The 24,980-nt window shown below is 58.1% G+C and carries 22 protein-coding genes and 2 tRNA genes; 16 read left to right on the forward strand and 8 right to left on the reverse strand.

The features are described from left to right. Window positions 1-399 precede the first annotated feature (399 nt). From murJ to GM415_RS05665, 9 genes are all read left to right on the forward strand, one after another. A complete protein-coding gene (gene murJ / locus GM415_RS05625) occupies window positions 400-1,944 on the forward strand; it encodes a murein biosynthesis integral membrane protein MurJ (protein ID WP_158946844.1) in 1,545 nt (514 codons plus the stop codon). Continuing rightward, the gene (locus tag GM415_RS05630; RefSeq protein ID WP_158946845.1) at window positions 1,941-2,708 is read left to right on the forward strand and encodes a tRNA1(Val) (adenine(37)-N6)-methyltransferase; all 768 of its coding nucleotides are present in this window, start codon (window positions 1,941-1,943) and stop codon (window positions 2,706-2,708) included. The genes murJ and GM415_RS05630 overlap by 4 nt, the downstream gene beginning before the upstream one ends. After that, entirely contained in the window at window positions 2,705-3,607 is a 903-nt protein-coding gene (locus GM415_RS05635; protein WP_158946846.1) for a C-GCAxxG-C-C family (seleno)protein, read from the forward strand. The genes GM415_RS05630 and GM415_RS05635 overlap by 4 nt, the downstream gene beginning before the upstream one ends. Window positions 3,608-3,672: 65 nt before the next feature. Further along, on the forward strand, window positions 3,673-5,022 hold the full coding sequence (locus tag GM415_RS05640) for an AAA family ATPase (RefSeq protein ID WP_158946847.1): 1,350 nt from the start codon (window positions 3,673-3,675) through the stop codon (window positions 5,020-5,022). Beyond that, on the forward strand, window positions 5,012-5,971 hold the full coding sequence (locus GM415_RS05645) for a metallophosphoesterase family protein (protein WP_158946848.1): 960 nt from the start codon (window positions 5,012-5,014) through the stop codon (window positions 5,969-5,971). The genes GM415_RS05640 and GM415_RS05645 overlap by 11 nt, the downstream gene beginning before the upstream one ends. Further along, on the forward strand, window positions 5,964-6,287 hold the full coding sequence (locus GM415_RS05650; protein WP_158946849.1) for a hypothetical protein: 324 nt from the start codon (window positions 5,964-5,966) through the stop codon (window positions 6,285-6,287). The genes GM415_RS05645 and GM415_RS05650 overlap by 8 nt, the downstream gene beginning before the upstream one ends. Continuing rightward, the gene (locus GM415_RS05655; RefSeq protein WP_158946850.1) at window positions 6,287-6,940 is read left to right on the forward strand and encodes a hypothetical protein; all 654 of its coding nucleotides are present in this window, start codon (window positions 6,287-6,289) and stop codon (window positions 6,938-6,940) included. Before GM415_RS05650 ends, GM415_RS05655 begins: the two co-directional genes overlap by 1 nt. A 169-nt stretch (window positions 6,941-7,109) precedes the next feature. After that, window positions 7,110-7,640: a peroxiredoxin family protein gene (locus GM415_RS05660; protein WP_158946851.1), complete on the forward strand. Its 531-nt coding sequence runs from the start codon at window positions 7,110-7,112 to the stop codon at window positions 7,638-7,640. 14 nt (window positions 7,641-7,654) lie between these two features. Then, entirely contained in the window at window positions 7,655-8,230 is a 576-nt protein-coding gene (locus tag GM415_RS05665; RefSeq protein WP_158946852.1) for a peroxiredoxin, read from the forward strand. A gap of 72 nt (window positions 8,231-8,302) precedes the next feature. Here GM415_RS05665 and GM415_RS05670 read toward each other — a convergent pair whose 3' ends face one another. The 3 genes from GM415_RS05670 to GM415_RS05680 form a co-directional block, all read right to left on the reverse strand. After that, complete coding sequence (locus GM415_RS05670) at window positions 8,303-9,019, reverse strand: response regulator (protein WP_158946853.1); 717 nt, start codon at window positions 9,017-9,019, stop codon at window positions 8,303-8,305. Next, entirely contained in the window at window positions 9,016-10,959 is a 1,944-nt protein-coding gene (locus GM415_RS05675; protein ID WP_158950790.1) for an ATP-binding protein, read from the reverse strand. Before GM415_RS05675 ends, GM415_RS05670 begins: the two co-directional genes overlap by 4 nt. A gap of 65 nt (window positions 10,960-11,024) precedes the next feature. Continuing rightward, window positions 11,025-12,248 carry an ABC transporter substrate-binding protein gene (locus GM415_RS05680; RefSeq protein ID WP_158946854.1) on the reverse strand — a complete coding sequence of 408 codons (1,224 nt, stop codon included), beginning with the start codon at window positions 12,246-12,248 and terminating at the stop codon, window positions 11,025-11,027. 252 nt (window positions 12,249-12,500) lie between these two features. Here GM415_RS05680 and GM415_RS05685 point away from each other — a divergent pair, with 252 nt between their 5' ends. The 4 genes from GM415_RS05685 to GM415_RS05700 all read left to right on the forward strand — a co-directional run bounded on the left by GM415_RS05685 (window position 12,501) and on the right by GM415_RS05700 (window position 15,181). After that, a complete protein-coding gene (locus tag GM415_RS05685; protein WP_158946855.1) occupies window positions 12,501-13,175 on the forward strand; it encodes a CBS and ACT domain-containing protein in 675 nt (224 codons plus the stop codon). A 133-nt stretch (window positions 13,176-13,308) separates the two neighbouring features. Then, window positions 13,309-13,722 carry a hypothetical protein gene (locus GM415_RS05690; RefSeq protein WP_242012365.1) on the forward strand — a complete coding sequence of 138 codons (414 nt, stop codon included), beginning with the start codon at window positions 13,309-13,311 and terminating at the stop codon, window positions 13,720-13,722. A 238-nt stretch (window positions 13,723-13,960) separates the two neighbouring features. Then, window positions 13,961-14,770 carry a sugar phosphate isomerase/epimerase family protein gene (locus tag GM415_RS05695; RefSeq protein ID WP_158946856.1) on the forward strand — a complete coding sequence of 270 codons (810 nt, stop codon included), beginning with the start codon at window positions 13,961-13,963 and terminating at the stop codon, window positions 14,768-14,770. A gap of 3 nt (window positions 14,771-14,773) precedes the next feature. Next, on the forward strand, window positions 14,774-15,181 hold the full coding sequence (locus GM415_RS05700; RefSeq protein ID WP_158946857.1) for a PaaI family thioesterase: 408 nt from the start codon (window positions 14,774-14,776) through the stop codon (window positions 15,179-15,181). Between the two features lie 92 nt (window positions 15,182-15,273). Here the strand turns inward: GM415_RS05700 and GM415_RS05705 are convergent, their stop codons facing one another. After that, window positions 15,274-16,539, reverse strand: a complete 1,266-nt coding sequence (locus GM415_RS05705; RefSeq protein ID WP_158946858.1) for a phenylacetate--CoA ligase family protein — start codon at window positions 16,537-16,539, stop codon at window positions 15,274-15,276. A 196-nt stretch (window positions 16,540-16,735) separates the two neighbouring features. On the opposite strand from GM415_RS05705, the gene GM415_RS05710 reads away from it, so the two are divergent. Both GM415_RS05710 and GM415_RS05715 read left to right on the forward strand, forming a co-directional pair. Beyond that, window positions 16,736-16,811, forward strand: a tRNA-Lys gene (locus GM415_RS05710). Between the two features lie 7 nt (window positions 16,812-16,818). Beyond that, window positions 16,819-16,894, forward strand: a tRNA-Glu gene (locus tag GM415_RS05715). A gap of 322 nt (window positions 16,895-17,216) precedes the next feature. Here the strand turns inward: GM415_RS05715 and GM415_RS05720 are convergent. Beyond that, window positions 17,217-18,932: a SulP family inorganic anion transporter gene (locus GM415_RS05720; protein ID WP_158946859.1), complete on the reverse strand. Its 1,716-nt coding sequence runs from the start codon at window positions 18,930-18,932 to the stop codon at window positions 17,217-17,219. A gap of 1,153 nt (window positions 18,933-20,085) precedes the next feature. Between GM415_RS05720 and GM415_RS05725 the strand changes: the two genes are divergently transcribed. Next, window positions 20,086-21,144: a hypothetical protein gene (locus GM415_RS05725; RefSeq protein WP_158946860.1), complete on the forward strand. Its 1,059-nt coding sequence runs from the start codon at window positions 20,086-20,088 to the stop codon at window positions 21,142-21,144. 186 nt (window positions 21,145-21,330) lie between these two features. Here the strand turns inward: GM415_RS05725 and GM415_RS05730 are convergent, their stop codons facing one another. The 3 genes from GM415_RS05730 to GM415_RS05740 form a co-directional block, all read right to left on the reverse strand. After that, window positions 21,331-21,933 carry a DJ-1/PfpI family protein gene (locus tag GM415_RS05730; protein ID WP_158946861.1) on the reverse strand — a complete coding sequence of 201 codons (603 nt, stop codon included), beginning with the start codon at window positions 21,931-21,933 and terminating at the stop codon, window positions 21,331-21,333. Beyond that, window positions 21,896-22,981, reverse strand: coding sequence for a GlxA family transcriptional regulator (locus GM415_RS05735; RefSeq protein WP_242012368.1), 1,086 nt, complete (start codon window positions 22,979-22,981; stop codon window positions 21,896-21,898). Before GM415_RS05735 ends, GM415_RS05730 begins: the two co-directional genes overlap by 38 nt. 622 nt (window positions 22,982-23,603) lie before the next feature. Then, a complete protein-coding gene (locus GM415_RS05740) occupies window positions 23,604-24,941 on the reverse strand; it encodes an RHS repeat domain-containing protein (RefSeq protein WP_158946862.1) in 1,338 nt (445 codons plus the stop codon). Window positions 24,942-24,980: the final 39 nt, after the last annotated feature.

The raw sequence follows: 24,980 nt of genomic DNA on the forward strand, positions 1-24,980 counted from the left end.
GGTTGTCTGTCAGGCCAACAAAGAGAGGACCCGCGCCGCATGCGCAGCAAGGGGATGCAAGGGCGCTAGTCCTGTCGCTGCTGTCGGTATCTCTAAGACCGAACAAGTTCGGCCTAAGATCTGCCGCCCGCCGGAGGCGAAATCACCTGAAGATAGGCGCGAAACGGCCATCCTCTTCGGATTTTGCCACACCACAAGCTGCCGATGGAACTCCTGCTAGGATCGGAGGCCGGGCTTTACACCCCCTGCCGCCAGCCAATATGTTCATGCACCCCTGAAAAAAGTCCCGAGAGATGCCGGGGAGTTGCCAATTTTCTGCATAAGCACTAGAGAAAGTCTGGAACAACAGGTGGCCCCGAACCGGGGATTTGGGCAATCGGAAAGCTACCGGATGGTGTGATGAACAAGCACGGAAAGGCCATAGCCAGCAACGCCGCCGTTGTGGCGGGAGCGACCCTGATTTCCCGGATACTGGGATTCGTCAGGGACGTCATCGTGGCCTTCGCTTTGGGCGCGGGGCTCTTTGCCGACGCCTTTTTCGTGGCCTTCCGCATTCCCAACCTGCTGCGGCGGCTGTTCGGTGAGGGCTCGCTGACCATGGCCTTCATTCCGGTCTATTCACGTATTCGGGAAGAGGAGGGCGAAGAGGCGGCCCAGGCCATGGCTCGTTCGGCCATGATCTGGCTCGGGGTGATCCTGACGGGCATCACCGTGCTGGTCGAGCTGCTGGCGAGTCCGCTGACCATGGCTATCGCCCCCGGCTTCACCAAGAACCCGGAGCAGTTCCGGGTCACGGTGGATCTGGTCCGCATCTGCTTCCCCTACGCCATCTTTATCTGCTCCGTGGCCCTGTGCATGGGTATCCTTAACTCGCGCAACCATTTCCTGGCCCCGGCCCTGGCCCCCACGGTGCTCAATGTGGCTCTGATCGGCTCGGCCCTGACCGGCTACTTCCTCGGCTGGAACGTGGCCTACGCCATGGCCTGGGGCGTACTGCTCGGCGGCGTGGGCCAGTGGCTGCTGCAACAGCCCTTTTTGCGCCGCACCGGCTTTACCTGGCGCGGCGCGTGGTCCTGGCGCAACAAGGGAGTGGCCCGGATGGGGCTGCTCATGCTGCCTACGGTCTTCGGGGCCGCAGTCTACCAGATCAATATTCTGCTCTCCACGCTCCTGGCCTCGTTCCTGCCAGTGGGCTCGGTCTCCTACCTTTATTACGCGGACAGGCTGGTCCAGTTTCCCCTCGGGGTATTCGGCATCGCGGTTTCCACTGCGGCCCTGCCCAGCCTGGCCAAGCTGGCCGCCCGGCGCGAGATGGAGGAATTCGACTCGGCCCTTTCCGCCTCCCTGGGGCTGACGCTGTTCATCGCTCTGCCGTCCGCTGCCGGACTTATCGCCCTGGCTTCGCCGGTCATCGCATTGCTTTTCGAGCGTGGGGCATTCTCGCCCGAGGCCGTATCAGCCACGGCATCGGCCCTGGTTGCTTACAGCGCGGGGCTGCCCTTCATCGCCCTGTCGCGTCCCCTCGTGGCGGCGTTCTACGCCCTGGAGGACACCCGTACACCGGTGAAGATCGCTGCGGTCTGCCTGGTGGCCAACGTGGGGTTGGGAGTCTGGCTCATGCAGCCCATGGCCCATGTGGGGCTCGCCCTGGCCGTAAGCTTTTCCTCGCTGCTCAACTTCGTGCTGCTGTTCGTCCTGCTCTCGCGCAAGCGGGGCGGCCGGGTCATGTCTTTCGCGTCCTGCATCAAATCACTGGTTCTCAGTGCGGGCGTCGGAGTAGGCGCGTGGTTCACGGCATCCCTGCACCCGTGGTGGCTGCTGCTTATTCCGGGCTGGGTGGTCCTGTATATAGCCGGCGGTTCCCTCTTGCGCATGGAAGAGGCGCGCCTGTTCACCGCCGCGCTCGGTTCGCGGCTGCGCAGGCGCAGGGAGGGCAAGGCGTGACCGGAGTCGATACCAAGGCCGTGCTGGAACGGCGTGAGTTTTTTCCCCGAGGCATGATTCAGCCGGAGGGCGGTTATCGCTTTTCCCTGGACTCGCTGCTCCTGGCCTGCTTCGCCCGGCCTGGACGTCGGCACGTGGGCGTGGACCTGGGCTGCGGCTGCGGCGTCGTCGGTCTGGCCTTGCTCCTGCGCGAGCCGGGGGTGACCGTTACTGGCGTTGAAATCGACACCCAGTCCATCGAGGCGGCAGCGGCTAATGCCGATAGCTTGCTCCTTTCCGGTAAGTTTTCGGTAATGCAGGGTGACGTGGGCTCATGGAGGCCGGAGAAGGTGGTGGATTTCGTGGTGGCCAACCCGCCATACCGTGAGCTGGGGCGGGGTAGGGTGAGTCGTGGCGACAGCCGTGCGACCGCTCGTTTCGAAGACCGGGGGAGTTTCGCAGGGTTTGCCCGGTGCGCCGCCGTGGCCTTGAAAACGCGGGGCAAGTTCTCCTTTGTTCACATTCCGGAGCGGTTGCCCGCCCTCATGGCCGCGCTGCACGCCAACGGTCTGGAGCCAAAACGCATGCGGCTGGTTCACGGGCGTGTGGACGAGCCCGCGCGCATGGTGCTCATGGAGACGGTCAAGGCAGGCGGCAGCGGTCTGAAGGTGGAAGCGCCGCTCATTCTGCATGAAGGCAGGGGAAAAGAGACCAGGCTGACGCGAGAGGTAATTGAATTTTGTCCTTTTTTGGACTGCAATCCCGGCACGGAGGAAACAGCGTGAGCGAGTACATCCGGAAAAGAGTTGAGGAGCTGTTCGGCGGCGGACAGTTGTATTGCGCCGAAACGGTGCTGGGGCTCATCGCGGAGGCAGGAGGCAGGGAGGCCAAGGACGTCGTGCCTCTGGCCACCGGATTCTGCAGTGGCGCGGCAAGGACCTGCGGTCAATGCGGGGCCGTGTCCGGCGCGATCATGGGCATCGGGCTCTTTGCCGGACGAAGCGAGCCGGGCGGCGATTACGAACCATGCTATGCCCTGGTGCAGGAGTTCCTGTCGCGCTTCAATGCGGCGTTCGGGTCCATCAACTGCCTGGAACTGACCGGGTGCGACTTCGCCTCCGAAGCGGACCGGGAGCGGTTCAAGGAAGAGCGGATCGTGGTCAAGTGCTTCAACTACGCCGTGACCGCCGTCGACATGGCGCTCACCCTGTTGCGGGAGGAAGGCTACCTGCCGGAACGGGAGGATTTCATTCGCTCCAGGCTGGCCCCTTGCGGCCTGTCCTGCGGAAGCTGCCTCGCCTTTGCAGGTGGGCCTATCCAGCGGCATGCCAAGGCGCTGCAAGCATTGCTGGGCGAGAATTTCGCTGCCTATGCCAAGCGCTTTGAGGGTATGAATCCGGTTTTTGAGAACTACAGTCAGTTCGAGGTGTTGCTGGGTTTCCTCGGCCAGGGAAGCTGCTCCGGCTGCCGCGAGCAGGGGTGTCTGTTCCTCCAGTGCAAGGTCCCGGCATGCTGCCGCGAGCACAGGGTGGACTATTGTCACCAGTGCGAGGAATTCCCCTGTGATGTTCACGGCATGCCCGAAGGCCTTGCCGAGCGCTGGCGGATCAATAATGAAAAGATGCGGGAACTGGGCGTTGCGACGTGGTACCAAGGGTGTTGCGTCAGGCCGCGATATCCCTGACCGCCTGCCATATTGAATTACTATAAGGCAAGTAAAGCAGTTGGTTAACAATAACCGATAAGTGTATGATAACCAGGATTGTTCTCAAGGATTTCATGGCTCATGCCGACACTGAGCTGGAGCTCGGACCCGGCATCAATGCTCTGACAGGTCCCAACAACACGGGCAAGTCCGCCATCGTGGAGGCCTTGCGATGCGTGGCCACCAACCCGATCCCGCGCCACTATATTCGGCACGGGGCCAAGGAGGCGCGGGTCACTGTGGAGCTGGAGGACGGCACCCGCATCGTCTGGGTTCGGAAAAAACGCTCCTCGGGGTATGAGCTTTGGGCACCAGGCGCGGAAGAACCGGTGGAATACTGGAAATTCGGCCGCAAACCGCCCGAGGACGTCTTGGCCGCGCTCCGACTGGACCTGGTGGAGCTGGAGGGGGAGAACAAGGATCCTGTTGACGTACATGTGGGCAACCAGCGCGACCCGGTCTTCCTGCTCAACCAGCCCAAGTCCGACGCCGCCGCGTTTTTTGCCGCGTCCACGGAGTCGGCCCACCTGTTGGCCATGCAGAACCTGCTCAAGCGGAAAACTCAGGATGCGAAGCGCCGGGAACGGGAGCTCCAGGCGCGGTTGACCGCCATCGAAACCGAAATGGAGCGGTTTTCCCTGTTGCCGGACATCGCGTTGCACCTGGAAACGGCCCGTGAACTGGAGTCGACAGCAAAGGAACTTCAAGTCGCTGTTCCCGCCCTGGAAGCGACCCTTGCCGACCATGTCACACTGACAGTCGAGCATGCCGGACTGGTTCGATGCAAGGGGGTTTTGGATACGATTACTGACGTACCGAAACTCAATGATGTAGGTGGATTAACAGAACTGCTCTCACAGTTGGAAGGAACCGGGGCGTTCCTCAATGGCGCGGCGCGAATTTCAGCAACTCTGGCCGTCCTGGCCGACCCGCCCGAGGTACACGACACCCCGCTTCTGGCCCGCTTCCACAAGGAACTGCAAGACATTGAGGCGGCCCTGAATCTCGCTCGGAAACAGGCCGAAACCGGTCGGGCTCTATTGCCTCCCCCAGTGCCGGATGAAACGGCACAACTCGTCGCAATCCTGGACGAAATCATTGCCCACACCTATCGATCACGGCGGGAGACGCGACGGAGGGAGACGCTTCGGAGCGTTGCGGAACCTCCCGCACTCGCGGACTGCGAACCTCTCCAAGGGGTGGTGGCCGAGCTTGACGGGATCACCGGGCAATGCCGGGAGGCACAAGACCGCCTGGCAGGCTTGGAGACGGAGTTGGAGACCTTGGAGAAGCACATTCGCCACCGGCTGGATGAGCTGGGGCGGTGCCCCACCTGCGGCGGGGAGTTGAATTCCCTTGGATTCCTTGAGCGGAGGCACGGACATGACGCTTGAGCGCATCCGCGGCAACGGACTCTTCTTCATGGCCGACCCGCATCTGGCGGACATTCCGCCCGGTCAGCGGCTCGAGGGTTATCTCGATCAGATCATGATAAAGCTGGAGGCCGGACTGGCCCGTGCCAGCGAATTGGGGATGGTCACGGTCATCCTCGGAGACCTTTTTCACTGGCCCCGCGACAACTCCAACAAGATGCTTGTGGAGTTGATCCGCATCTTCGGGGCGCGGCACGGCGACGAGCAGGTCTGGGCCCTGGTGGGAAATCACGACAAGTATCAGTCCCGGTTCACCGAAGATGTGTCCCTGGCCGTGCTCGAAGCCGCCGGAGTGATCCGGCTGATGAAGGAGGACGGCCCGCAGTTCGTGCTGGAGACCGGCGAAGGCGACGTCCTGGTCGGGGCCAGCCCGGACGGCACGCCGCTGCCCAAGGGGTACGCCCGGCAGGAGGGCGATCCAGAGACCGTACTTTGGGTGGCGCACCATAACATCCGTTTCCCGGAGTTTCTGGACCGAGCCTACGGTATCAAGGAGCTTCCCGGTATCGACTGGCTGGTCAACGGTCATATCCATCGCCCCCAGCCGACCGTCAAGAAGGGACAAACCACCTGGGCCAACCCCGGTAATATCACCCGCCTCACCTTCACGGAGCTTTCCAAGGTCCGCGAGCCTGCCGCCGCCATCTGGACGCCGGGCTGCGAGGAGCTGGAGAAATGGGTCGTGCCGTTCGAATCTTTTGATAAGGTCTTTCCGGATCAGGAGCTGCCGCCCCAAGATGAGAACGCGACAGGAGAGTCCGACTACGTCAAGGGGCTGGAGCGGCTGGCCTGGCAGCGGACCAGGGAAGGCATGGGACTGAAGCAGTTTTTACAGGATAACGTTTCCCGCAAGAGCAGCGAGGGCAGGCTCATCTGGGAACTCTACGAGGAGGTCGTCAACGGTGAATAATCACTCCAACGGAACAGGGAAAAACCAGGATGCCCAACTGGAGCAGGAGCTTAACGGCCTGCGTCGGCAGTATGAACAACTGCGGGATCAGCGGGTCCGCACGGAGCAGCAGGTGACGGATCTGACCGGCCGCCTGGAGGCGCTCAAGGCGCGCGCTGAAGCCGAATACGGCACCAGCGACCCGAAGGAACTGCAAGCGTTGCTTGAAGAAAAAAGAGAGGAAAACCGCAAGGTCGTGGCCAGCTACCGCGAGCACATCCAACAGATTCAAGCCGATCTGGCCGCCGTTGAGAGCGGGGTGGGCGGGGATAACTGATGACGACGGATGTGGCCCTGCCGGATATCCGCGAGGCGGAACGCAGCCTGGACCGTTTGGAGGCTCTCGCCGAGAGCTTGCATAACGAGCATGGGCGGGTGCGCTCCTCGCTTGGCGCCGAGCGCGAGTTTCTGGTGCTCGCGCCGGAGGCGAGGGACCGTCTCGAAGAACTGTCCAAGGCCCTGTTCGGCAAAATCCTGGACGAAGTGGAGCTTAACCTGACCCATGGCATCCGGGAGATTCTCGGCCAGGACCGCGTGGTCTTCACCGAACGGGAGGTGAAGAACAACCGCCTCCAGATTCATTTCCAGATCCAGAACCGTGGTCGGGACGATGAGGTGGAGGATATCCTCACTGGTCAGGGCGGCTCGGTCTGCAATATCCTCTCAGTGGGGCTGCGCCTGATCGCCCTGTCGCAGCTGCCTGAAGAGCATCATCGCCGTTTCCTGGTGCTGGACGAGCAGGACTGCTGGCTCAAACCGGCGCTGGTACCGAAGTTCATGAAGATCATCAACGAGATAGCCGACAAGCTTTCATTGCAACTTCTGGTCATTAGCCACCACCCCCTTGATCTTTTCGCCGGTGCCGCCGATCGGATTTTCGAGCTGAAGCCGGACCGGGAGCGCGGAGCGGTGGTTACCCGCGTGAAGTAGCGACCGTCGGTGCGAAACCAGACCAATGTTGCCCTGCTTTGTGCGGGGATGCTTTTATTTCCACTATATCATGATACGGTGACGCGTCCCCGTAGACGGAAAACCTTTTGGCGCAATCCGCGCCGTTGCGTTTTGCCGCCGGGGTAGTCGGGCATACAAGGAGAAAATTATGAAACGAGCGAGTTTGTTTCTGTTGGCGGTATTGGTTTTGGGCGCTACGTGCGCCTACGCAGGGGATCCCTTCCCCGACCTCGCGCTCGGCGGCAAGCTGGACGAGGATCAGCGGGCGTATCTCGGGGTCGCCTCCGATTCCTTCAAGTTGAGCGACATTCGGGCCGAGTACCTCTTTATCGAAGCCTATTCCATGTACTGTCCCATCTGCCAGCGGGACGCGCCCCACGTGAACGAGGCGTTTGAGGCGATTGCCGCGGCCGACAAAGCGGGCCGGATTCGCTTCCTTGGGCTGGCTCTGGGCAACACGCCTTTCGAGGTGGAGTTCTACAGGAAGAAGTACGCGGTCCAGTTTCCCCTGTTCGGCGATGAGGACTACGTCATCCACAAGGCCCTGGGCGAAGTTCCCACGCCGGCCTTTTATGTCGTCAAGCTCGGTCCGGAGCCGGAAATCCTTTTCAAGAAGGTGGGAGAAGCCGAGGGCACTGAGGCGCTGTTACAGGCCATCAAGGAGCATACTGGGATATAAGTTGAGGTGATAATATGCTGAAAAAGATAGTTTTCACGATTATCGTAGGGTTATTGGCAACTGCCTCTTATGCGGATAAGCTGACCATCTACCAACTTCCGGAGCTCAAGCCGCGCGACAGTGTCCTCAAGGTCAAGGTGGGCAACCCGGCGCCGGACTTCGAGCTGCCGTCCATAACGGGAGAGCGGGTGCGCCTGAGCAGCTTCAAGGGGAAGAGCAATGTGGTTCTCTCCTTTGTCCCGGCCGCCTGGACGCCTGTGTGCTCGGACCAGTGGCCGGGCTACAACATCGCGTTGTCCCTGTTCGAGCAGCACGACGCTGTCCTGCTCGGCATCAGCGAGGACAACACGCCGTCCCAGTACGCCTGGTCCGAGGCCATGGGGACGCTCAAGTTTCCGGTTCTCTCGGATTTCTGGCCTCACGGCGCGGCAGCGTCCAGCTACGGGGTGCTGCGTTCGGACGGGACCAGTGAGCGGGCCCTTTTCGTCATCGACCGGCAGGGAATCATCCGCTACATCGACGTACATGATATCAACAGGCGTCCCGATCTGGGGGTGCTCATTCAGGAGCTGTGCAAGCTCAAGAAGTGAGCCTGGCTTTTCGACGAAAAAGGCGCGGCCCTTCCGGGGCCGCGCCTTTTTCGTTCAACAGATTCAGACGGACTATTGCAGGGCTTCTTCTGCGCTTTCGTACATGCTGGCGAGCTTGGTGATGCCGACCATGTCGAATACGGTCTTGAAATTGGGGGAGAGGCCGGCAAGGGCCACCTGGATGCCCTCGTCGCGGTGGGTTTGCAGAAGCCGGGTCAGGCCGGTGATGCCCGCGCCGTTGATGGAGGCGTTGTCCTCGAAATGGATCAGGATGAGTCCCTTGCCAAGTCCTTTTGCAGTGCGGAAGGCTGCGTCCAGATGGGGCACCGTGTGCCCGGAGATGTTGCCGCGCACGGCGATGACCGCAGCTTCGGGCCGCTCCCGGACGCTGATCTGGCCCTCCTCGTTGCGGGTGATGGCCAGCCGTTCCGAGGCACGGTTTAGGGCCTGCTCCAGCGCTTCCCGCTGCAACGGCTTGTTGATGAAATCCGTGGCGTCGAGGTTGAGGGCCTGGATGGCCAGGTCCATGTCGCCGTGACCGGTGATGACGATAACCTCCGCGTGGGGATCGATCCGCTTGATTTCCTTGAGCGCTTCGATGCCGTCCATGACCGGCATCTTGATGTCCGTGAGCACCAGGTTGGGCCGTTCCGCCTTGAACAGCTCCACGCCCTCATGGCCATTCTCCGCTGTAAGGATGTCGTACCCGTAGGCTGAGAGCAGCAGGGAGAACATTCTCAGGGTCGGTTTTTCATCGTCGATGACCAGTACTTTTTCCTTGTCCGTCATATGGAGGGTCCTCCTCGCGTGTTTGCCGCCGGAAACTGCATGCGGAACACGGTTCCTTTTTTATTATCGCTGTTGATGCGGATATCTCCGCCGTAGTCCTTGACGATGCCATAAGTGATGGCCAGGCCCAGCCCCATTCCTTGACCTGCTTCCTTGGTGGTGAAAAAGGGCTCGAAAATTTTGTGCTGGTCCTCTTCGCGGATGCCCGCTCCGGTGTCCTCAATCTCGGTATAGATTTTCCCCTCGGATTTACCTGTGCGGATGGTGATCCTTCGGTCGCAGACTGCGTCCATGGGCGACGAACAGTCGTTGATGGCGTCTCGGGCGTTGGTGACCAGGTTGAAGATAACCTGCTGAAGCCGGTTGGAGTGCGCCGAGACTTTGGGAAGTCCCTCGGTGAGGTCGAGTTCGAAGCGGATGTTGTCGAGTTCGAACTGGCGGCGGACCATGGAGAGCACGGCCCGGACAGGCTGGTTGATGTCGACCAGTTCTTCGATGAGATCGGATTTGCGTCCGAAGGAGCGCAGGGTGTCGATGATCTCGGCGGCGCGGTCCACCTGGGCGGAGATCTCGGCCACGACCTGGAGGAAGTCCTCCTTGGATACGGCGAGGTCCTGCTCCTGCATCATGGCCAGGTACTCGCTGCCCATCTTGATGGCATTGAGCGGCTGGTTGATCTCATGGGCCACGCCGGCGCTCATCTCGCCCAGGGATTTCATCTTGCCCGCCTGGATGAGCTGGGCGTCCTTTTCAATCATCTCGGTGATGTCCGTGACCGCGACAATGATGGCGTGGCGGCCCCGGTAGGAGATGGGACAGGCGTGCATGTTGACGAAAAACGGCTCATTGCCTTTCTTGTAGTGGAGCACCTTGGGGAAGTAGACGCAGCCGCCTCCGCCTTCGCTGAAGTAGTTGAGACACTCGGCGTTATGTTCCGGCCCCAGGTTCAGGAATTTCAGCGCGAGCAGCTCCTCCTTGGCGTAGCCGTAGAGCTCCTCGGTGCGGGGGTTGGCGTCGCGGATGTCGCCTGTGGCGCAGTCGACGACGAAGATGGGGTCCGGTCCGGAATCGAAGAGGGAGCGGTACTTTTCCTCGGACTCGCGCAGGCGGCGGCGGTACAGTTTGATCGACCAGACCATGTTGCGGAAGGAGTCCGAGAGCTGGACGACCTCGTCGCCCTCGTGCTTTCGGTAGAAGGCGCACTTGGCGCACTTGCGGTGCTCTTCACCGGGAGCCTCGCCGCTGCGTGACTCGTCGAAGTGCCAGCAGGGCAGGTCCGTATTGGTGAAGGCCGGACAGTTGGCCGTGTCCCAGTCCTCGTCCGGACCGAGCTTGAGCGGTATGTCGAAATTGCCCCGGCTTATTTCATCCGAGAGACGTGTCAGGTCCGTGATCGGCTTGGTAATGTAGCGGGTCAGCCAGGAGGAGAGGAATATCGTGATCAACACCACCAGTGAGATGAAGCCGAGAAAGGCGACCCGTAATTTGCCCACGAGCGTGTCGATGTGTTCCTTGTTCAGGCCCACGTGCACGGTGCCGATCCGGTAGAGGCCCTCATTGATGGCGGCGGCCACGTCGTAGATGTGTTCGCCTTCCACGTTCAACAGCTTGATGGCGTCATGCTTGCCTTGTGGAAGTTTATTGGAGAGCAGTACGTCCGGCAGCCGTTTGGTCATGGTATGGGCCAGGAGCTTGCCGTTGACGTCTTCAATAAAGATGTAGGAAAGCAGATGCTTGCGCTGGTGAAGCTTGGCCTCGTCAAAGATCAGGACCAGAAGTTGCGGTATGTCGTTGTCCAGGATGTAAGACCCGCCGCGTTCGGCCACCGAATGGGCGATGGCCTCGCCGCGCATCTCAAGCTCCTGGTTCAGGGAGCTGAGCAGAATGTAGCGCGCGATAAAGGCGATGGCCACGGAGATGAACAATACGGCCACGAGCATGGAAAAGAGCAGCTTTTCCCTCAGCCCGGCGTGGTGGAAGCGGTGAATGAGCTGTTCCTTGAGCTTCACCGGGCCTCCCTCTGTTGCCGGATGACATTCCAGTCCGTGAACGGAATGAACCGCCCGTTTACCAGCCTGGTGAAGTGGACGTCCTCAAGACCCTGCCGGTCGTGCTTGCCGTAGGTGACGGTCATGCCCGAGCCCAGTTCGTAGTTGTGGAGCGAGGCTATGGCGTCAATGAATTTCTCCCGGGTCAGGTCCGGCCCGGCCCGCCTGAGCCCCTCGACCAGGATGCGGGCGTTGAGGAAGCCCTCCAGACCCACGAAGCTCGGGGTTTCGCCCGGGTAGAAGCGCTCGAGCAGGGTGACGTACTGTACGGCGGCATCGTCCGGGTCCCCCAGCTCCTTGGGCTGTGGCACGACCTGGGACATGAGCACCGGCGGCGCGCCAGGGCCGATGCGCCTAGCCAGCTCCTCGGCGCCGACGAAGGAGACGTTGTAGAAGATGGGGGAGAACTCGTGCCGTTTGGCCAGCCGGATGAACCGGGCGCAGGCCCCGTAGGTGCCGACCATGACCACGGCCTCGGCTCCAGAGGCTGCGATCTTGTTGAATCCCTCGGTGACGTCCTGCGTCCCCCTGATGTACGAGCCGCGCGCCACCGGTTCCAGGTGAAATTCCTTGAGGGCCAGCTCCGTGCCGACCAGTCCGTCGAAGCCGTAGGCGTCGTACTGGTAGAAGACCGCGATTTTCTTGATGCCTAGGTCCTGGACCAGGTGCCGGACGGCGGCTCCGGTTTCCTGGTAGTAGGAGGCGCGTATGTTCACCACGTAGCGGTTGAAGGGTTCGCGCAGGCCGTTGGCTCCGGTGAACATGCCGATGAGCGGAATCCTTGCCTCTTCAACCATGGGCAGGACTTTGACCGTGGTCGGGGTGCCCACATAGCAGAACAGGGCGAAGACGTTGTTGTCGATGATGAAGTGCTGGGTGTTGGCCAGGCAGCGGGGCGGGTCGTAGGAGTCGTCTTCGGCCTTGATGGTGATTTTGCGGCCGTAAATGCCTCCGGCCTCATTGACCCATCGAAGATACGCCAGTGCTCCGCGCAGGGTCTGGGTGCCGAGGTAGCCGGCATGGCCCGTGAGCGCCAGGGAGGAGCCGAGCCGGATTTCCGTGTCCGTGACCCCGGGCACGCCCTTTTTCCCGATAGTGTCTTCGCTTGTGGCGTTGCAGCCGCCCAGGACTAAGGCCAGGGCCAGGCAGACTACGATGAGGGTCAACACGGTACGGCTCACGGGTTGGCTCCATGGGTTGCGGGACGGTAATCGTGCGGGAGGGCACGTCTCATCTCACTACTTCCCCGAAAGGAAAAACACAAGAGACCTCATTTTCCCCACGGTTACGACCCGCGCCGGGGGCTTTCTTCCGAAAGCGGCGCCGGATTCAACGTCAAGACTAGCCAAAACACACGGTTGCGGATATGGGTATGATGAAGACTATTGAACGCAACCCGTTCATCAAACAGGATTTCACCAGGAGGAACCCATATGTTGGTAGAGAATTGGATGTCCAAGGACGTGGTGACGCTCACCGCCGATCGTTCCATGATGAAGGCGTCGAAGCTGATGAAGGACAAGAACATCAGCAGCCTGCCCATCGTCGACGATGACGGCAAGCTCTTAGGCATCCTGTCCGACCGGGATATCAAGGAGGCTTCGCCGTCCAAGGCTACCACGCTGGACATGCACGAGCTGTACTATCTGCTTTCGGAGATCAGGATCAAGGATATCATGACCAAGAAGGTCGTGACCATCCGTCCCGATGAAACCGTGGAAAAGGCGGCGGTCCTCATGCTGGAAGGCCGGTTCGGCAGCCTCCCCGTAGTCGACGAGGACGGCAGGGTGGTCGGCATCCTCACCGACACCGACGTGTTCAAGGTGCTGGTGGAGATCTCCGGCATCTACGAGGGCGGCATCCAGGTGGGCCTGCAGGTGTCCAACGAGCCCGGCTCCCTGGCTCCGGTCCTGGATTACCTCAAGCAGGGCGGCGCGCGCATCATGTGCATCATGACCCACAATGCCCCGGAGACCGAAGGCATGAAGGACGTCTACATCCGCTTCCGCGACATGGAGAAGCCGGACCTCAAGCGGCTCAAGGCAGGTATGGAGGAGCGGTTCCCGGTGAAGTACTGGGCCGTCGACCCGGTTCACCGCGTGGTTTAATCGGGTACTTGGGCGGTTTTTCCCGCCCGCGCCAATCAGGCATTCAGGGCGTTCTCCCCCAGGGAGGACGCCTTTTTTCATCCCGTCGGAAGCAAATTTTTACCTTAAGCTTTCGTCGAAACCAGCCGAAAAGATGGCTACCACAGGAGAAGGAGCCGTCATGGGGAGCGTTGTCGCACTGGATCAGTACCGGGAACTACTCGGCAAAAATAAGGAAAAGCGGGTTCGTCCGCCTCGTCCGAAAATTTCGGGCGGGGAGGTCTGGGGCCGCGATTACCGGGAGACCGAAGCAGTCGTCTACGCACTGCTCACGGTGCGGGCCATGGCCGCCCACCATTCGGGTGGGCACGACCACGGGTTTGACGCCCTCTGCATGGAGGCCCTGGACGCCGCCTACCACATCGAGGAGCGCGGTCACGTCCGGCTGAAAGGAGCGATCAAGCCTCTCAAGGAGTGGCTCCTTGGGGACATGACCGAGGACAACAAGCGGGATTTGTCCTGGTGTCTGGTCCTGCTCGACCTTATTGAAAAGTCGCCTGTTAAATAACTTTTCGATAACTTTACCTACTTTATCTTCCTTTATAACAACTAGTTGAGAGTTGCCGATCTGGGAGCATCACTCTGGGTTGGCTCGTTGTCGCCTGGAGCTCGCGCCGATGAACCCAGCTCCGGAGCCGGTGGGCCGACAGACGCTCCCCGCGGTCCGGCGCGCCGTTCACCGGGCCGTTTGCGCCCTTCCCCGAAATTAGGGTGGCGGTTGCGGTCCGGCAGGGTATGCAGGGAGTATGGAAAGTCCTGATCGCGACCAGGCCGGTCCCCGCATCCTGCTATCGGCAGGCTGTCTTTTCCATCTTCCGCTGGAACGCATCGCGCGTATCGGGCGGGACGCGGGTTTCGACGGCATGGAACTGATCATGAATTCGCCGGACCTCGTTCCCGGGACAGGCCTGGAGCGGATCAGCGAAGTGCTGCCCATCCGCAGCCTGCACGCGCCGTTTCGCGGCTGGGCGGCCTGGGGCGGGCACCTAGCCTCCTGGAAGATGACCACCGCCCTGGCCAACTCCCTTGGGCCGGCGGACCACATCACCATGCACCCACCCGGTTCCCGGCTGGCCAACATGATCTCCAACCGCTGGTTCGAGAAGGCCTATGACCTGCCGCTTCTCCTGGACGCCAAGGGGCGCATTCGCTTCTCCCTGGAAAATATGCCCTGGGCAGAAGGGTCTCCATTCGGCAGGGATCCGCTGGACAAGCTCATGGATCAGTGTCGCGACAAGAACGTCGGGCTCACTTTCGATGTCTGCCACATGGGTGTTTCCGGGCGCGACGTCATGGCGGCAATCCGTAAGGTGCCCCTGGATCTCCTCTACAACGTTCACTTTTCCGATGCGGTTGGCTACACCGAGCACCTCACGCCAGGAGCCGGAGCTCTGCCCCTGGGAGAGTTTCTCGCGCATCTTGGCAAGGTCGGCTACTCCCGTTACATTACCCTCGAACTGGAGCCAGGCGCCTTTCCGGACGACGAGGACGCGACCGTCGCGTTTCTCATTTCGCTCAGGGAACGCATGCAGCGCCAACTCGCAAGCCAGGACTGAGTCATGCCGGAAAATTATCTTGCCGAGGTTCGCAAACCCGGCCAGCAGGTCAATCCCCTCTTCGCCTTTCTCGGTGTGGAGATCCTCGAAATCGTCCCTGACCGAGCCGCCCTGCGCCTGCCGGTCGTCCCTGGCCTGATCCAGGGGGGCGGGAAACTCGCGGGCGGCATCCTCGCCACATTGCTCGACGAGGCCATGGCCCATGCCGCCCTCGGCGGCAACGCCCCTGGCCGTTTCACCACCACCGTGGACCTCAACGTCAGCTACTTCCGGCCCGCAGGCCTCGGCGACGTGCTCGAGTGCGAGGCCAAAGTGGTCAAGCGGGGTGGACGCGTCCTCTTCACCGAAGCCCTTGTTACCCGTGGCGAAAAAGAGATAGCCCGGGCCACCGCCTCGTTTTTGGTTGTCTGAAGCATCGAAATATTTCTGCCCGCAACAATGAAAACGGCCAGCACCTGAGTGGTGCTGGCCGTGTGATTGGCAGGTTGTGCCGCGCGCCGGGGTTAGTCCCAGGTACGCTTGTCTTCGATGGGCCGGATCTGCGGGGGCAGGGTGCCGGGAGCCAGGACCTTGAGGATGGGGCGCAGCTTGATCTTCTCGCGGAAGAGGTGGAGCAGCTCGTCCTCCTGGTTGAACTGGCCGGCCTCGATGGAGAGAACCATCTCGTCGATGCCGCCGGGGTTGGTGACCTCGATCTGCCAGCGCTTGACCTCCTCGAAGCGGGCCATGACCTGTTCGACCTGGTGCGGGTAGACGAACATGCCCTTGATGCGGGCGGTGGTGTCCACGCGGCCGACGATGCCGCCGAGGCGCGGAGAGGTACGTCCGCAGGCGCAGGGGGAGCGGTCAAGGTAGCCGAGGTCGCCGGTGGCCAGGCGGATGAGGGGGTAGGTCTTGTTGAAGGCGGTGACCACGATTTCGCCGACTTCGCCGTCCTTGAGCGGGATGCCGGTGTCGGGGTGGCAGATTTCAACGTAGGCGCGGTTGGAGAGGTGCAGTCCGTCCTTGTGGAAGCACTCGTAGCCGATGCAGCCGACGTCGGCGGTGCCGTAGCCCTGGCGCATGATGCAGTCGAATTTCTTTTCCAGGGTGGAGCGCATCTTTTCGGAGAACTTCTCGCCGGTGACGAAGGCCACTTCCAGGAAGAGGTCCTTGCGCAGGGAGAGGCCCATTTCCTCGGCCTTCTGGGCGAGATGCATGAGGTAGCTGGGGGTGCCGACGTAGCCGGTCACGCGCAGCTTCTGCATGATCTCGATCTGGGAGTTGGTGTTGCCGGGTCCGGCCGGGACAACGGCGCAGGCGAGGTTGCGCAGGGGCTCCTCGAACATGAGGCCTGCAGGGGCGAGGTGGTAGTTGAAGGTGATCTGCGCCAGGTCGCCGGAGCGGAAGCCTGCGGCGTAGAAGCCTTCGGTCCAGCCCCAGTAGTCCTCGGTGCGGTCTTCGGGGTCGAAGATCGGGCCGGGGGAGAGGAACACGCGCTGGAGTTCGCCCAGATCCTTGGTCAGCAGCCCGCCCAGGCGGGGGCCCATGGATTGGAGGAAGATGAGTTCCTTTTTCTTGATAATGGGGATATGCTTGAGGTCGTTGAGGGTGCGGAATTTCTCCACGTTGAACTGGGCGCGGTCAAAGCGCTTCTTGACGTCCTCGGAGTAGCGGTAGGCGTATGAGAGCAGCTCTTTGAGCTGGAGCTGGCAATATTGCCTGCGCTCGGACTCGTCGAGGACTTCGCGGCGGGAGTAGATACCCTCTGTTCTGTCTTTTCTGGTCATATGTATGCTCCTTGAAGGGGGATTTGTCGCAAACGGACAGGGGCGGGAGTATATCATCTGAGAACTTTTTTGCAAGAAAAAAATTAAATTGACAGTGATGCCGAATGGTTGTAGACAAAATTCAACGCACGGCAAGAGCACAGATTCTGCTTGACACGGCAAAGCCAAATGGCATAGAGATACCTTCCCTGAGCGCGGGTCGTTAACTCAGTTGGTAGAGTATCTGCCTTTTAAGCAGAGAGTCACTGGTTCGAGCCCAGTACGACCCACCATATATGCGTCCCCATCGTCTAGTGGCCTAGGACTCCGGCCTCTCACGCCGGCAACAGGGGTTCAAACCCCCTTGGGGACGCCATAAGAAAAACAGGCACTTACGAATCAATTCGTGAGTGCCTTTTTCGTTTTCGATACACAGGACAGTACATGTTTTAGACACAAAATATGTGTAAGGCTAATGAAGGGACGTTGAAATACTTCACTTCTTGAATCCTGTTACGGGCCTGTAGGGCCGGTCCCTTATCCTCTTGGATGTGAGATTCAACAAAGTGAGTCCGCTTTAAAAGACCTGTGCCAACAAAGATTGGATGAAGAAGGCACTTTACCAGCCCAGTATAATGAAAAGCCCCGGTCTGATTGCCGGGGCTTTCTCCTGTCTGGTGGTGTGCGTATGGTTTCAGCTACACGGAATGTGCTGCCTTGCCCATCACGACTTTGACCGAAGTATCGTCCTCAGTAAGGAAGGGGAGGTTCTCCGAAACTGCCGTGGAGAAGTCGGTGAAGATATTGTTGCTACCGACGATTTGATCCGTTCCCATCCGTTTCATAACCTTCATGATGGTGGGATGCACGCCGGACAGGATGACCCGTATGCCCTGTTGTTGGCTTCGGCGAATAACGGTTTCCAACCCTTCCAGCCCTGTGGCGTCAATAGTCGGTACTTGGCGCATGCACAAGACGAGTATTTCCGGTTTCTTTCGGGTAAAGCGCATGACGTCGAGGAACCGATGGGTCATACCGAAGAACAAAGGACCGGAAATTTCATACACAACCATTCGGGGGTGACCGGTTCGGCGACTGATGATCGCCTCTTCGGGCAATCCGGTGTCCAAACTGTGGATATCCACCAATTCACTCATGCGTTTCATGAACAGGATGGCGGACAGGACTACGCCGATTTCCACGGCTGTGGTCAGCCCTATAAATACGGTCAGACCAAAGGCACTCAGCATGACCATGGAGTCGGACATGGGGGCGCGCAACAATCGTTTTATACGGTGGGGTTCGCTCATGTCCCAAGCCACGACCATGAGCACGGCAGCCAGACTGGACAAGGGGATAAGCGAGGCCACCGGTGACAGGAATTTGATGAACATCACTAGGGTCAGGGCATGAATCACCCCGGCAAAGGGGGAAAAGGCCCCGGCCCGGATGTTGGTGGCGGTGCGGGCGATGGCCCCGGTTGCAGGCAGGCCGCCAAACAGGGAAGAGGCGATGTTGGCGGCTCCCTGAGCCACCAATTCCGTGGATGAATTGTGTCGGTCGCCACTCATGCCGTCAGCCACGGTGGCGCTTAAGAGGGATTCTATGCCCGCGAGCACGGCGATGGAAAGGGCGTCGGGGAGCACATTGCGGATATCGGCCAGAGTGACCCCCGCGACAGGCATGAATTTTGGCAAGGTCGCCGGGATGCCTCCGAATCGACTGCCGATGGTCTCCACGTCCAAGCCCAGAGCCCAAGCCGCAATGCTCCCGATAAGGATTCCGGCAAACGGGGCAGGAATGCGCGGGATGAACCGGCGAACCATCAGCATGACCGCCAAGGTCAGCGTGCCGATGCAGAATGTTGCGAGGGCAAACGAAGGCATGGCCTGAGCACAGGCCACAACCTGACTGGCAAATGCAGATGGCATCTGACTGATCTGAAGCCCGAAAAAGTCCTTGAGTTGCGAAGTGAAGATGAGCAGGCCGATGCCTGAGGTAAACCCGGCTGTGACCGGGTAAGGGATGTATTGCAACAGCCGTCCCATGCCAAAGATCCCCATGAGGATGAGCAGCAGGCCTGCCAAAATGGTGGCCAGAACAAGACCTTCGTATCCATTCCGACCGATGACTCCGGCAATGATGATTACGAATGCGCCTGTTGGGCCGCCAATCTGGAAGCGGGTGCCGCCCAAAATCGAGATGATGAATCCGGCGACCACCGCAGTATATAATCCCGCCTGCGGACCGGCTCCCGAGGCAATGGCAAAGGCCATGGCGAGGGGCAGGGCCACAATGCCGACAGTGACTCCGGCCCCGAGGTCACGCTGCAGCGCATTTAAGGAATAACTTTTCAAATACGTAAAGCTTTTGGGAGCGAGCGAAGCGGCTCGCGCACGCAGAGAGAATGCCATTGAGATACCTTGTTTAAATGGTTCTCCGTGGATCACAGTCGGTGGTCTGTTTCTATGAGGGCCAAAGGCTGGAGGGTCACGCGGGAAAATGGGTAATAAAATCCCAAGCCCATTTCGAGTCAAGTGTTATTAATTTCACATAACTGAGAGAAACGATGGGATGCCAGGCCATGCTGAATCGCAGACCATGAGCCCTTGGCGTGCTTTCCTTTGTTCGGCTCAGTTATAGCCAACATTCAAAAAAATAGCCGATCAATTTGGGGACACTTTCAAGTCGTGGCTTAAGAATCGGCTGACCACAGCACCGTCATTGACGACGGGTTGCTTTAGACACCCGGGGGTGTGGACCTGCGTTCCAGCTTGCTTCGGGAGATAAAATCATCCAGCCGCTTGCCTTTGAAGTCGTATTTTCATGTTCGACTGAAATCGAACGTTTAGACACAAATCCAGACACAAAACCTGGGGCATTTGTGACAATTCTCTGGCACCTGCGGAATATTGTAACATATTAATTTGCTTTAATTACTGAACGAAGGCCGGGGCCTCCCTCGTCGGCAACAGAGGTTCAAACCCCCTTGGGGACGCCAAGACAAATCAACGGGTTGCATCAAAAGATGTAACCCGGTTTTTGTTTGCATTAAAAATGGTGAAAACACCCGGCAGTATTCGGGGCGAAATAAAATCTTAGGAAACAGCTTGAGGCCTTGGTCGCCGTCGGGGGCAGCCGTTTTGTCGCGCCGGGGAAGCTTGGGTCCCTTCGGCTCCGCCACTCTTCTGGGAGGAGATCAATCGTTTAGAGTGATCTCCTTTTTTGTGGGGTGGAAAATTTACCGGACACATCCATCGGATACTATGTTTGTTTTAGATAGTAATATCGAAAGGTTGAAATAACCGTGTGCTCACATCTTTGGGTTGATCGCTTTCTTTGCTGAATATGTTTTCAAAGCGTATTGTGCCAATATGGGCATAACTCTTTGTGGGCTAAACTTGGAATCGTTCTTCAACGTGACCTGTGTGCGTTCTTGGTATTTCTACTGCTCGGAAAGGACACGGGGCAACGATGACCAGCAAATGCAGCTAGTTTTTTCAGAGCGACTGACTGGTGGGAACAGGGCAAGGCAAATTTTTACCCGCTTGGCATACGGAGTGAATGATGGACACGACAATAGCTGACTTAATAAGATTTAATGAGTTCCTGGATTCGACAGTAGATCCTAAGAATTTGGATGAGGAATTTATTACATTAAGACAAGTCGAGCTAGAGGGCATATCAAGGAATTCCGATGCTACATATTATCCTGTTATTGCCTTGAGCTATGCGAAATTAATGGAGTTGACCGTATTCTTGGCCGGGACGTATTCTGATAATTGCCAAATCGCTGATTTTGGGGATCTTCTGGTAAACCCCAGGCACATAGACGTTTGCGTCCTCAATATCAGATTGATTAAAGAGGATTATGGCATAACTGACAGTATTCCGCTTTGGTTCAAAAGACAGGTGCGTGAGCGTACTGGTGGCCAATACTCTGAAGATCTGGGAAGAATGGTTGTAGACCCATCCTTGCTGTCACATTTTATTGAAAAAGGTCTGCTGCTGAGGATAGTAAAAAAAGAAAGACATGGAAGATTAAGCGATCAGTTCCGGGATTGCATTCCAGGTGATCCCCAGTTGGCATTTCCCAAATATGTTGGGGCTATTACACCTGTCACACACAACCCGGTAAAGGTGCTTGGTTGCGGCTGCGGATGGGTTGAGTGTTACGACGTTGCATCCTGGCTTGCCAGCAGCACAGTATTAAATATCGTTAAAGGCACCTTGAAAACCGATCTTATGGATGTGTTGCGTGAAGTTATATCAGATGATTATATGAAATCAATTAACAAAAGATTTAAAAAGGCATTTGATTCTCTACACTATGTAAGCATGGGGATGAAAAATATTGTGAATTTCCCATATGGTGATGAGGTGCGAATAGAAGAGTGGGATGAGATAAATAACACTCTGTGCTATTTTACCCTTGATGGTTATGCTGTAATTCAGTCTGAATTAGATAAGATTCTTTCCAATCCATACTACAGAAGTCCCTTTCTAAAGAGGGTGGTGTACAACATGCCAAGAAAACTGGACACGAATGGTCAGAAATATCATGCGATGTATCAGCATCATCTGACATGCTCCAGTCAATCATGGAGAACTAGCCAATTGAATTAATTAACCTTGTCGGCGAACATTCTTGGCGACGCCAGAACAAATCAACGGGTTACAGCATATTGCTGTAACCCGTCTTTTGTGTGGCTCATCCCTTTGCTGCGGCGTCGTCTCCAGCTCTTAAATAACGAAGCCGATCACAGAGAAAGCCTGTAAATGATGTTGGTTGGGTTGGGGATGGGAACTCCTTTACACTTCACCCGTGTACGGTGGGGCCGGGTCGTACTGAAGTATTTTTCTGACCATGCGGGCGTGGTCAGGGGTGTGGATTTCTCCGACGAGCCACAGGGCCATGTCTATGCCGGCGGAAATACCTTGAGAGGTGACGATGTTGCCATCGCGGACATAGCGAAGGTCCGGTAATTCCGTGACTTCAGGGTCTTTGGCCAATGATTCCATAAGCATCCAGTGGGTGGTAGCCTTGCGCCCTTTGAGCAAGCCCGCCTTTTGCAGGAGAAGTCCACCCGTGCAGACGCCTGTCATCCAATCCACTTTGTTGTACTGGTCTCGCACCCAGTCGATGGCCTTGTCGTTGCCAAGTGCATATTCACTGATTTCCGCTGTACCTGGCAGAAGCAGGACGTCCAGTTTTGGAGCGTTTTCGAAGCTGTAGTCAGGCACTATCTGCAAGCCGCCCACTCCGCGCAGGGGGTGTGTGTCCTGCCCGATGGTCACGACCTGTCCGCTTTGTAGTAGCTGGTTTGATACGCCGAAAACCTGGAGCGGGCCGACGAAGTCCAGTTCGGCGACCTGTTCATAAATGAATATCCCGTATGTAAGACCCTTGGTCATGTTGTTCTCCTTTCATAAAATGGGCTCGATATTGAGCCGGACTGATGCCGAGCCTTCTCTGGAAGGCGCGGCGCAACCGCTCCTCGCGACCGAAGCCGGATTCACGTGCAATCTGTTCAAGCCCTTCGACACCGGATTCGAGCAATTCGCGCGCGCGATCGATCCGCAGCTGCTCAATAAATCGGCCAGGGCTCATGCCGGTTTCCGACGGAAAAATTCGTGCAAAAGTGCGGGAGCTCATGTGGGCTTTCTCGGCCAACTGGTCCACTGTGAGCTTTTGATCAAGATGGGCTTCGGCCCAATCGAAAAGAGGCTTGAAGCGCTTGCCCACCTTCGCTTGCAGAGCAAGTGTCGTGCTGAATTGGCTCTGATTGCCCGGTCTTCTGCGGTACAGCAGAAGCAGTCTCGCCACCTCGATGGCCAAGGAAGGGCCGTAATCCTCTTCAACCAGCGCAAGGGCCAGATCTATCCCGGCGGTCACGCCTGCACTGGTGTATGTATTGCCGTCCTGCACGTAGATGGAGTCCTGTTCCAAGTGAACAGCCGGATAAAGTTGTGCCAGACGGTCGGCTACCATCCAATGAGTGGTCGCCTTTCGACCATCAAGGAGGCCTGCTGCAGCCAGGAGGAAGGCGCCGCTACACACCGAAACGACCCGTCTCGCTTTTTGTGCCGCCATTTGTATGTTCAGACTGTTTGTCGAGTCCGTGGAAGCCGTTTCTGCGATCATCCCGCCTGGTACCAATAGCGTGTCAATTTTTTTCATTCCGGGACGGGCATCTGCATGAAGGCACAGGCCGGATGAAGTGGATACCGGTCCGGGGGCGTTGGCGGAAAAAGTCAGTTCGTATCCCCCCTTCCCTTTGCCATTTCGCGAGAGCAATTCGTTGGCAGCTTGAAAGACGTCGAGGGGACCGGTGACATCAAGTGCCAGCATGCCTTGGTAGAAATAGAACTCCATGCGTTTCTTCATGGAAACAAGATAGGGAGGACGGGGAGTGGCGGCAATGACAAAAAACACGCATTTTCTGCCAATATTGAGCAGCACGCTGCAAGAGAGACGATCCGAGCCGGAGCTTCATTTGATCGGCTCAGGCCCTCCTCAGTGCCTTTGGGTTCTCGCCGATGCCTTGTCGCCCAGCGGATCTGGCGCGGTCCAGCGGCTGGTGACGTACGGGTAGCTTTTCCTTATGATTAACCAGCAAAAGATCAAAGTGACCAAAGGGATGATAAGGACAATGACCAACAGCTAAAAGTATTAATCCCAAATATTAAGTTGGGGGAAATAGGAATGCACCAAAGCAACAAGGCTATGGTATATGCTGCTTTGGTGCATTTTACGTTTGACATTTTACTTGTGGGCTAGGGAGCGAATCCACCTGTTCCCCAACAGAGGAAGACCAAGCCATCAACAGCAAGTAGCGGAAGGCATAGGAACGCTGAGCTCAAGCCCCACCAGTAGCGACGAAGCGGTTTGGTTTTGTAATAAATAAGAAACCCCAGCAGAACAAACCAAGGGATAGTCGGAAGAACTATGATCGACAGAAAGGAATCAAACATGCCTCCCCATCGCCATATGTTTATTATCCATGGGAACACGGAAGAAACACAGAGCAACATCGATATGATCTCTGCAGTACGATCAGCATTTGTATTATCTTTGTCTGCCTTCATTTGAACCACCATTCCGCTTTGTCCTTAAACCAGCTAGCAGTTTTTTCAGTTCCAACAGGAGGAGGGCTTGGCCAATTTCGAGGGTCGCTATCCAACTCATTCAAGCCGTTAACCAAATTTTTGTCTGCCATTTTAATCATTTCACGCTGAGCCTTTTTAACATCTCCCAACACCGGAGTATTTTTGGCCTTCTCGTAAGCAAGATCATGCTGTTTATACAATACATCCGAGCTGTCAATCGGCCCCGCATCACCAACTTCTCCGCCGGTTTTGCCTCCGCTATAGTTCTTGCCACCCCAATTGCCATACATAGGGCCATCAGATATGGGAGCACGTCCGTTTCCGCCCCACTTAACATTCTTCATAATTTCATAAGTCTTTGCCGCTTCATTGGCAGCACCTTTGGCTAAGAGTTGCGATAGCCAAGCAAATAGCCCCAGCGGGTCTACCCCATTGACCGGATCATCCAGACAGTACCCATACCAGTCCGGGTCACCGCCCTTGTCGCCCAGCGGATCGGGCGCGGTCCAGCGGCTGGTGAAGGTGTCGTAATCTCGCCAGCCGAAGCGGACGAAGCCGAGATCCCTGTCGTGCAACCCGCCCGCGAAGCCGATGGGGACTCGCAAACCCGGGTTGGTGTCTTCGATGATGCCGCCGAAGGGGTCGTACAGGATTTCCTTTATCACGTTACCGGACCCATCGGCAACCACGCGCAGGGAGCCAACCTGGTCGTAGTACAGGTAGGCCACGGCGCCGTCTTCCCGCTGCATGGCATAGGGCGTGCGCTCGTCGCCGTCGTAAGCGAAACGGTAGCCGGCCTCGCCGTCATGGAATCCGGCTAGGCGCAGGAAGTCGAGCCACGTATAGGCCTCGACCAGCTCGCCGTTGCGGTATTTCACCTCGCGCCGGCCGTTTTCGTCGTGCGTGAACTCGAAGACAATGCCCGCGTCCTCCTGTTCCGCCCGCAAGAGGCGGTAGTCCGGAGCGTACCGGTAGGTGGTGTATTGCCCCTCATGGTTCCAGATGGACCGGAACCCGTTTTTGTCGTGGGTGAACCGGTTGTTCCCCGCCGAGGCCAGCCGGTTGTCCATGCGGTAGCTGTAGTTGCGGATGTCCTTGCCGTGCGTCCTGGGAAAGTAATCCTGCTGGCGTCGGCCTTCCCGGTCGTAATGGCACTGGCAGACCAGCCGATTGCCCAGGTGTGCCTCGAAGAGCCGTCCTTCCTTGTCGTAGGCGTAGGTCCACTTCATGGCCTTGCCCTGGACGGTCTCGACTTTCTCCACGATGCGGCCATTCCGGTCGTGCTTCAACTCGCAAGTATATACGTTGCTCATGGGTAACCTCCGTGAGCTTTTCGTCCCCGAACACCATTG

Origin of the sequence: Pseudodesulfovibrio cashew (assembly GCF_009762795.1) — a bacterium.
GTDB lineage: Bacteria > Desulfobacterota > Desulfovibrionia > Desulfovibrionales > Desulfovibrionaceae > Pseudodesulfovibrio > Pseudodesulfovibrio cashew.

Excerpts from the sequence above, each read along its gene's own strand:
- GM415_RS05655 (WP_158946850.1), top strand. The coding sequence starts at position 6,287 with ATGACGACGGATGTGGCCCTGCCGGATATCCGCGAGGCGGAACGCAGC.
- GM415_RS05705 (WP_158946858.1), bottom strand. The coding sequence starts at position 16,539 with ATGACCAGAAAAGACAGAACAGAGGGTATCTACTCCCGCCGCGAAGTC.
- GM415_RS05665 (WP_158946852.1), top strand. The coding sequence starts at position 7,655 with ATGCTGAAAAAGATAGTTTTCACGATTATCGTAGGGTTATTGGCAACT.
- GM415_RS05700 (WP_158946857.1), top strand. The coding sequence starts at position 14,774 with ATGCCGGAAAATTATCTTGCCGAGGTTCGCAAACCCGGCCAGCAGGTC.
- GM415_RS05720 (WP_158946859.1), bottom strand. The coding sequence starts at position 18,932 with ATGGCATTCTCTCTGCGTGCGCGAGCCGCTTCGCTCGCTCCCAAAAGC.
- GM415_RS05645 (WP_158946848.1), top strand. The coding sequence starts at position 5,012 with ATGACGCTTGAGCGCATCCGCGGCAACGGACTCTTCTTCATGGCCGAC.
- GM415_RS05685 (WP_158946855.1), top strand. The coding sequence starts at position 12,501 with ATGTTGGTAGAGAATTGGATGTCCAAGGACGTGGTGACGCTCACCGCC.
- GM415_RS05640 (WP_158946847.1), top strand. The coding sequence starts at position 3,673 with ATGATAACCAGGATTGTTCTCAAGGATTTCATGGCTCATGCCGACACT.
- murJ (WP_158946844.1), top strand. The coding sequence starts at position 400 with ATGAACAAGCACGGAAAGGCCATAGCCAGCAACGCCGCCGTTGTGGCG.
- GM415_RS05690 (WP_242012365.1), top strand. The coding sequence starts at position 13,309 with ATGGCTACCACAGGAGAAGGAGCCGTCATGGGGAGCGTTGTCGCACTG.
- GM415_RS05675 (WP_158950790.1), bottom strand. The coding sequence starts at position 10,959 with ATGCTCGTGGCCGTATTGTTCATCTCCGTGGCCATCGCCTTTATCGCG.
- GM415_RS05695 (WP_158946856.1), top strand. The coding sequence starts at position 13,961 with ATGGAAAGTCCTGATCGCGACCAGGCCGGTCCCCGCATCCTGCTATCG.
- GM415_RS05740 (WP_158946862.1), bottom strand. The coding sequence starts at position 24,941 with ATGAGCAACGTATATACTTGCGAGTTGAAGCACGACCGGAATGGCCGC.
- GM415_RS05725 (WP_158946860.1), top strand. The coding sequence starts at position 20,086 with ATGGACACGACAATAGCTGACTTAATAAGATTTAATGAGTTCCTGGAT.
- GM415_RS05730 (WP_158946861.1), bottom strand. The coding sequence starts at position 21,933 with ATGACCAAGGGTCTTACATACGGGATATTCATTTATGAACAGGTCGCC.
- GM415_RS05670 (WP_158946853.1), bottom strand. The coding sequence starts at position 9,019 with ATGACGGACAAGGAAAAAGTACTGGTCATCGACGATGAAAAACCGACC.
- GM415_RS05660 (WP_158946851.1), top strand. The coding sequence starts at position 7,110 with ATGAAACGAGCGAGTTTGTTTCTGTTGGCGGTATTGGTTTTGGGCGCT.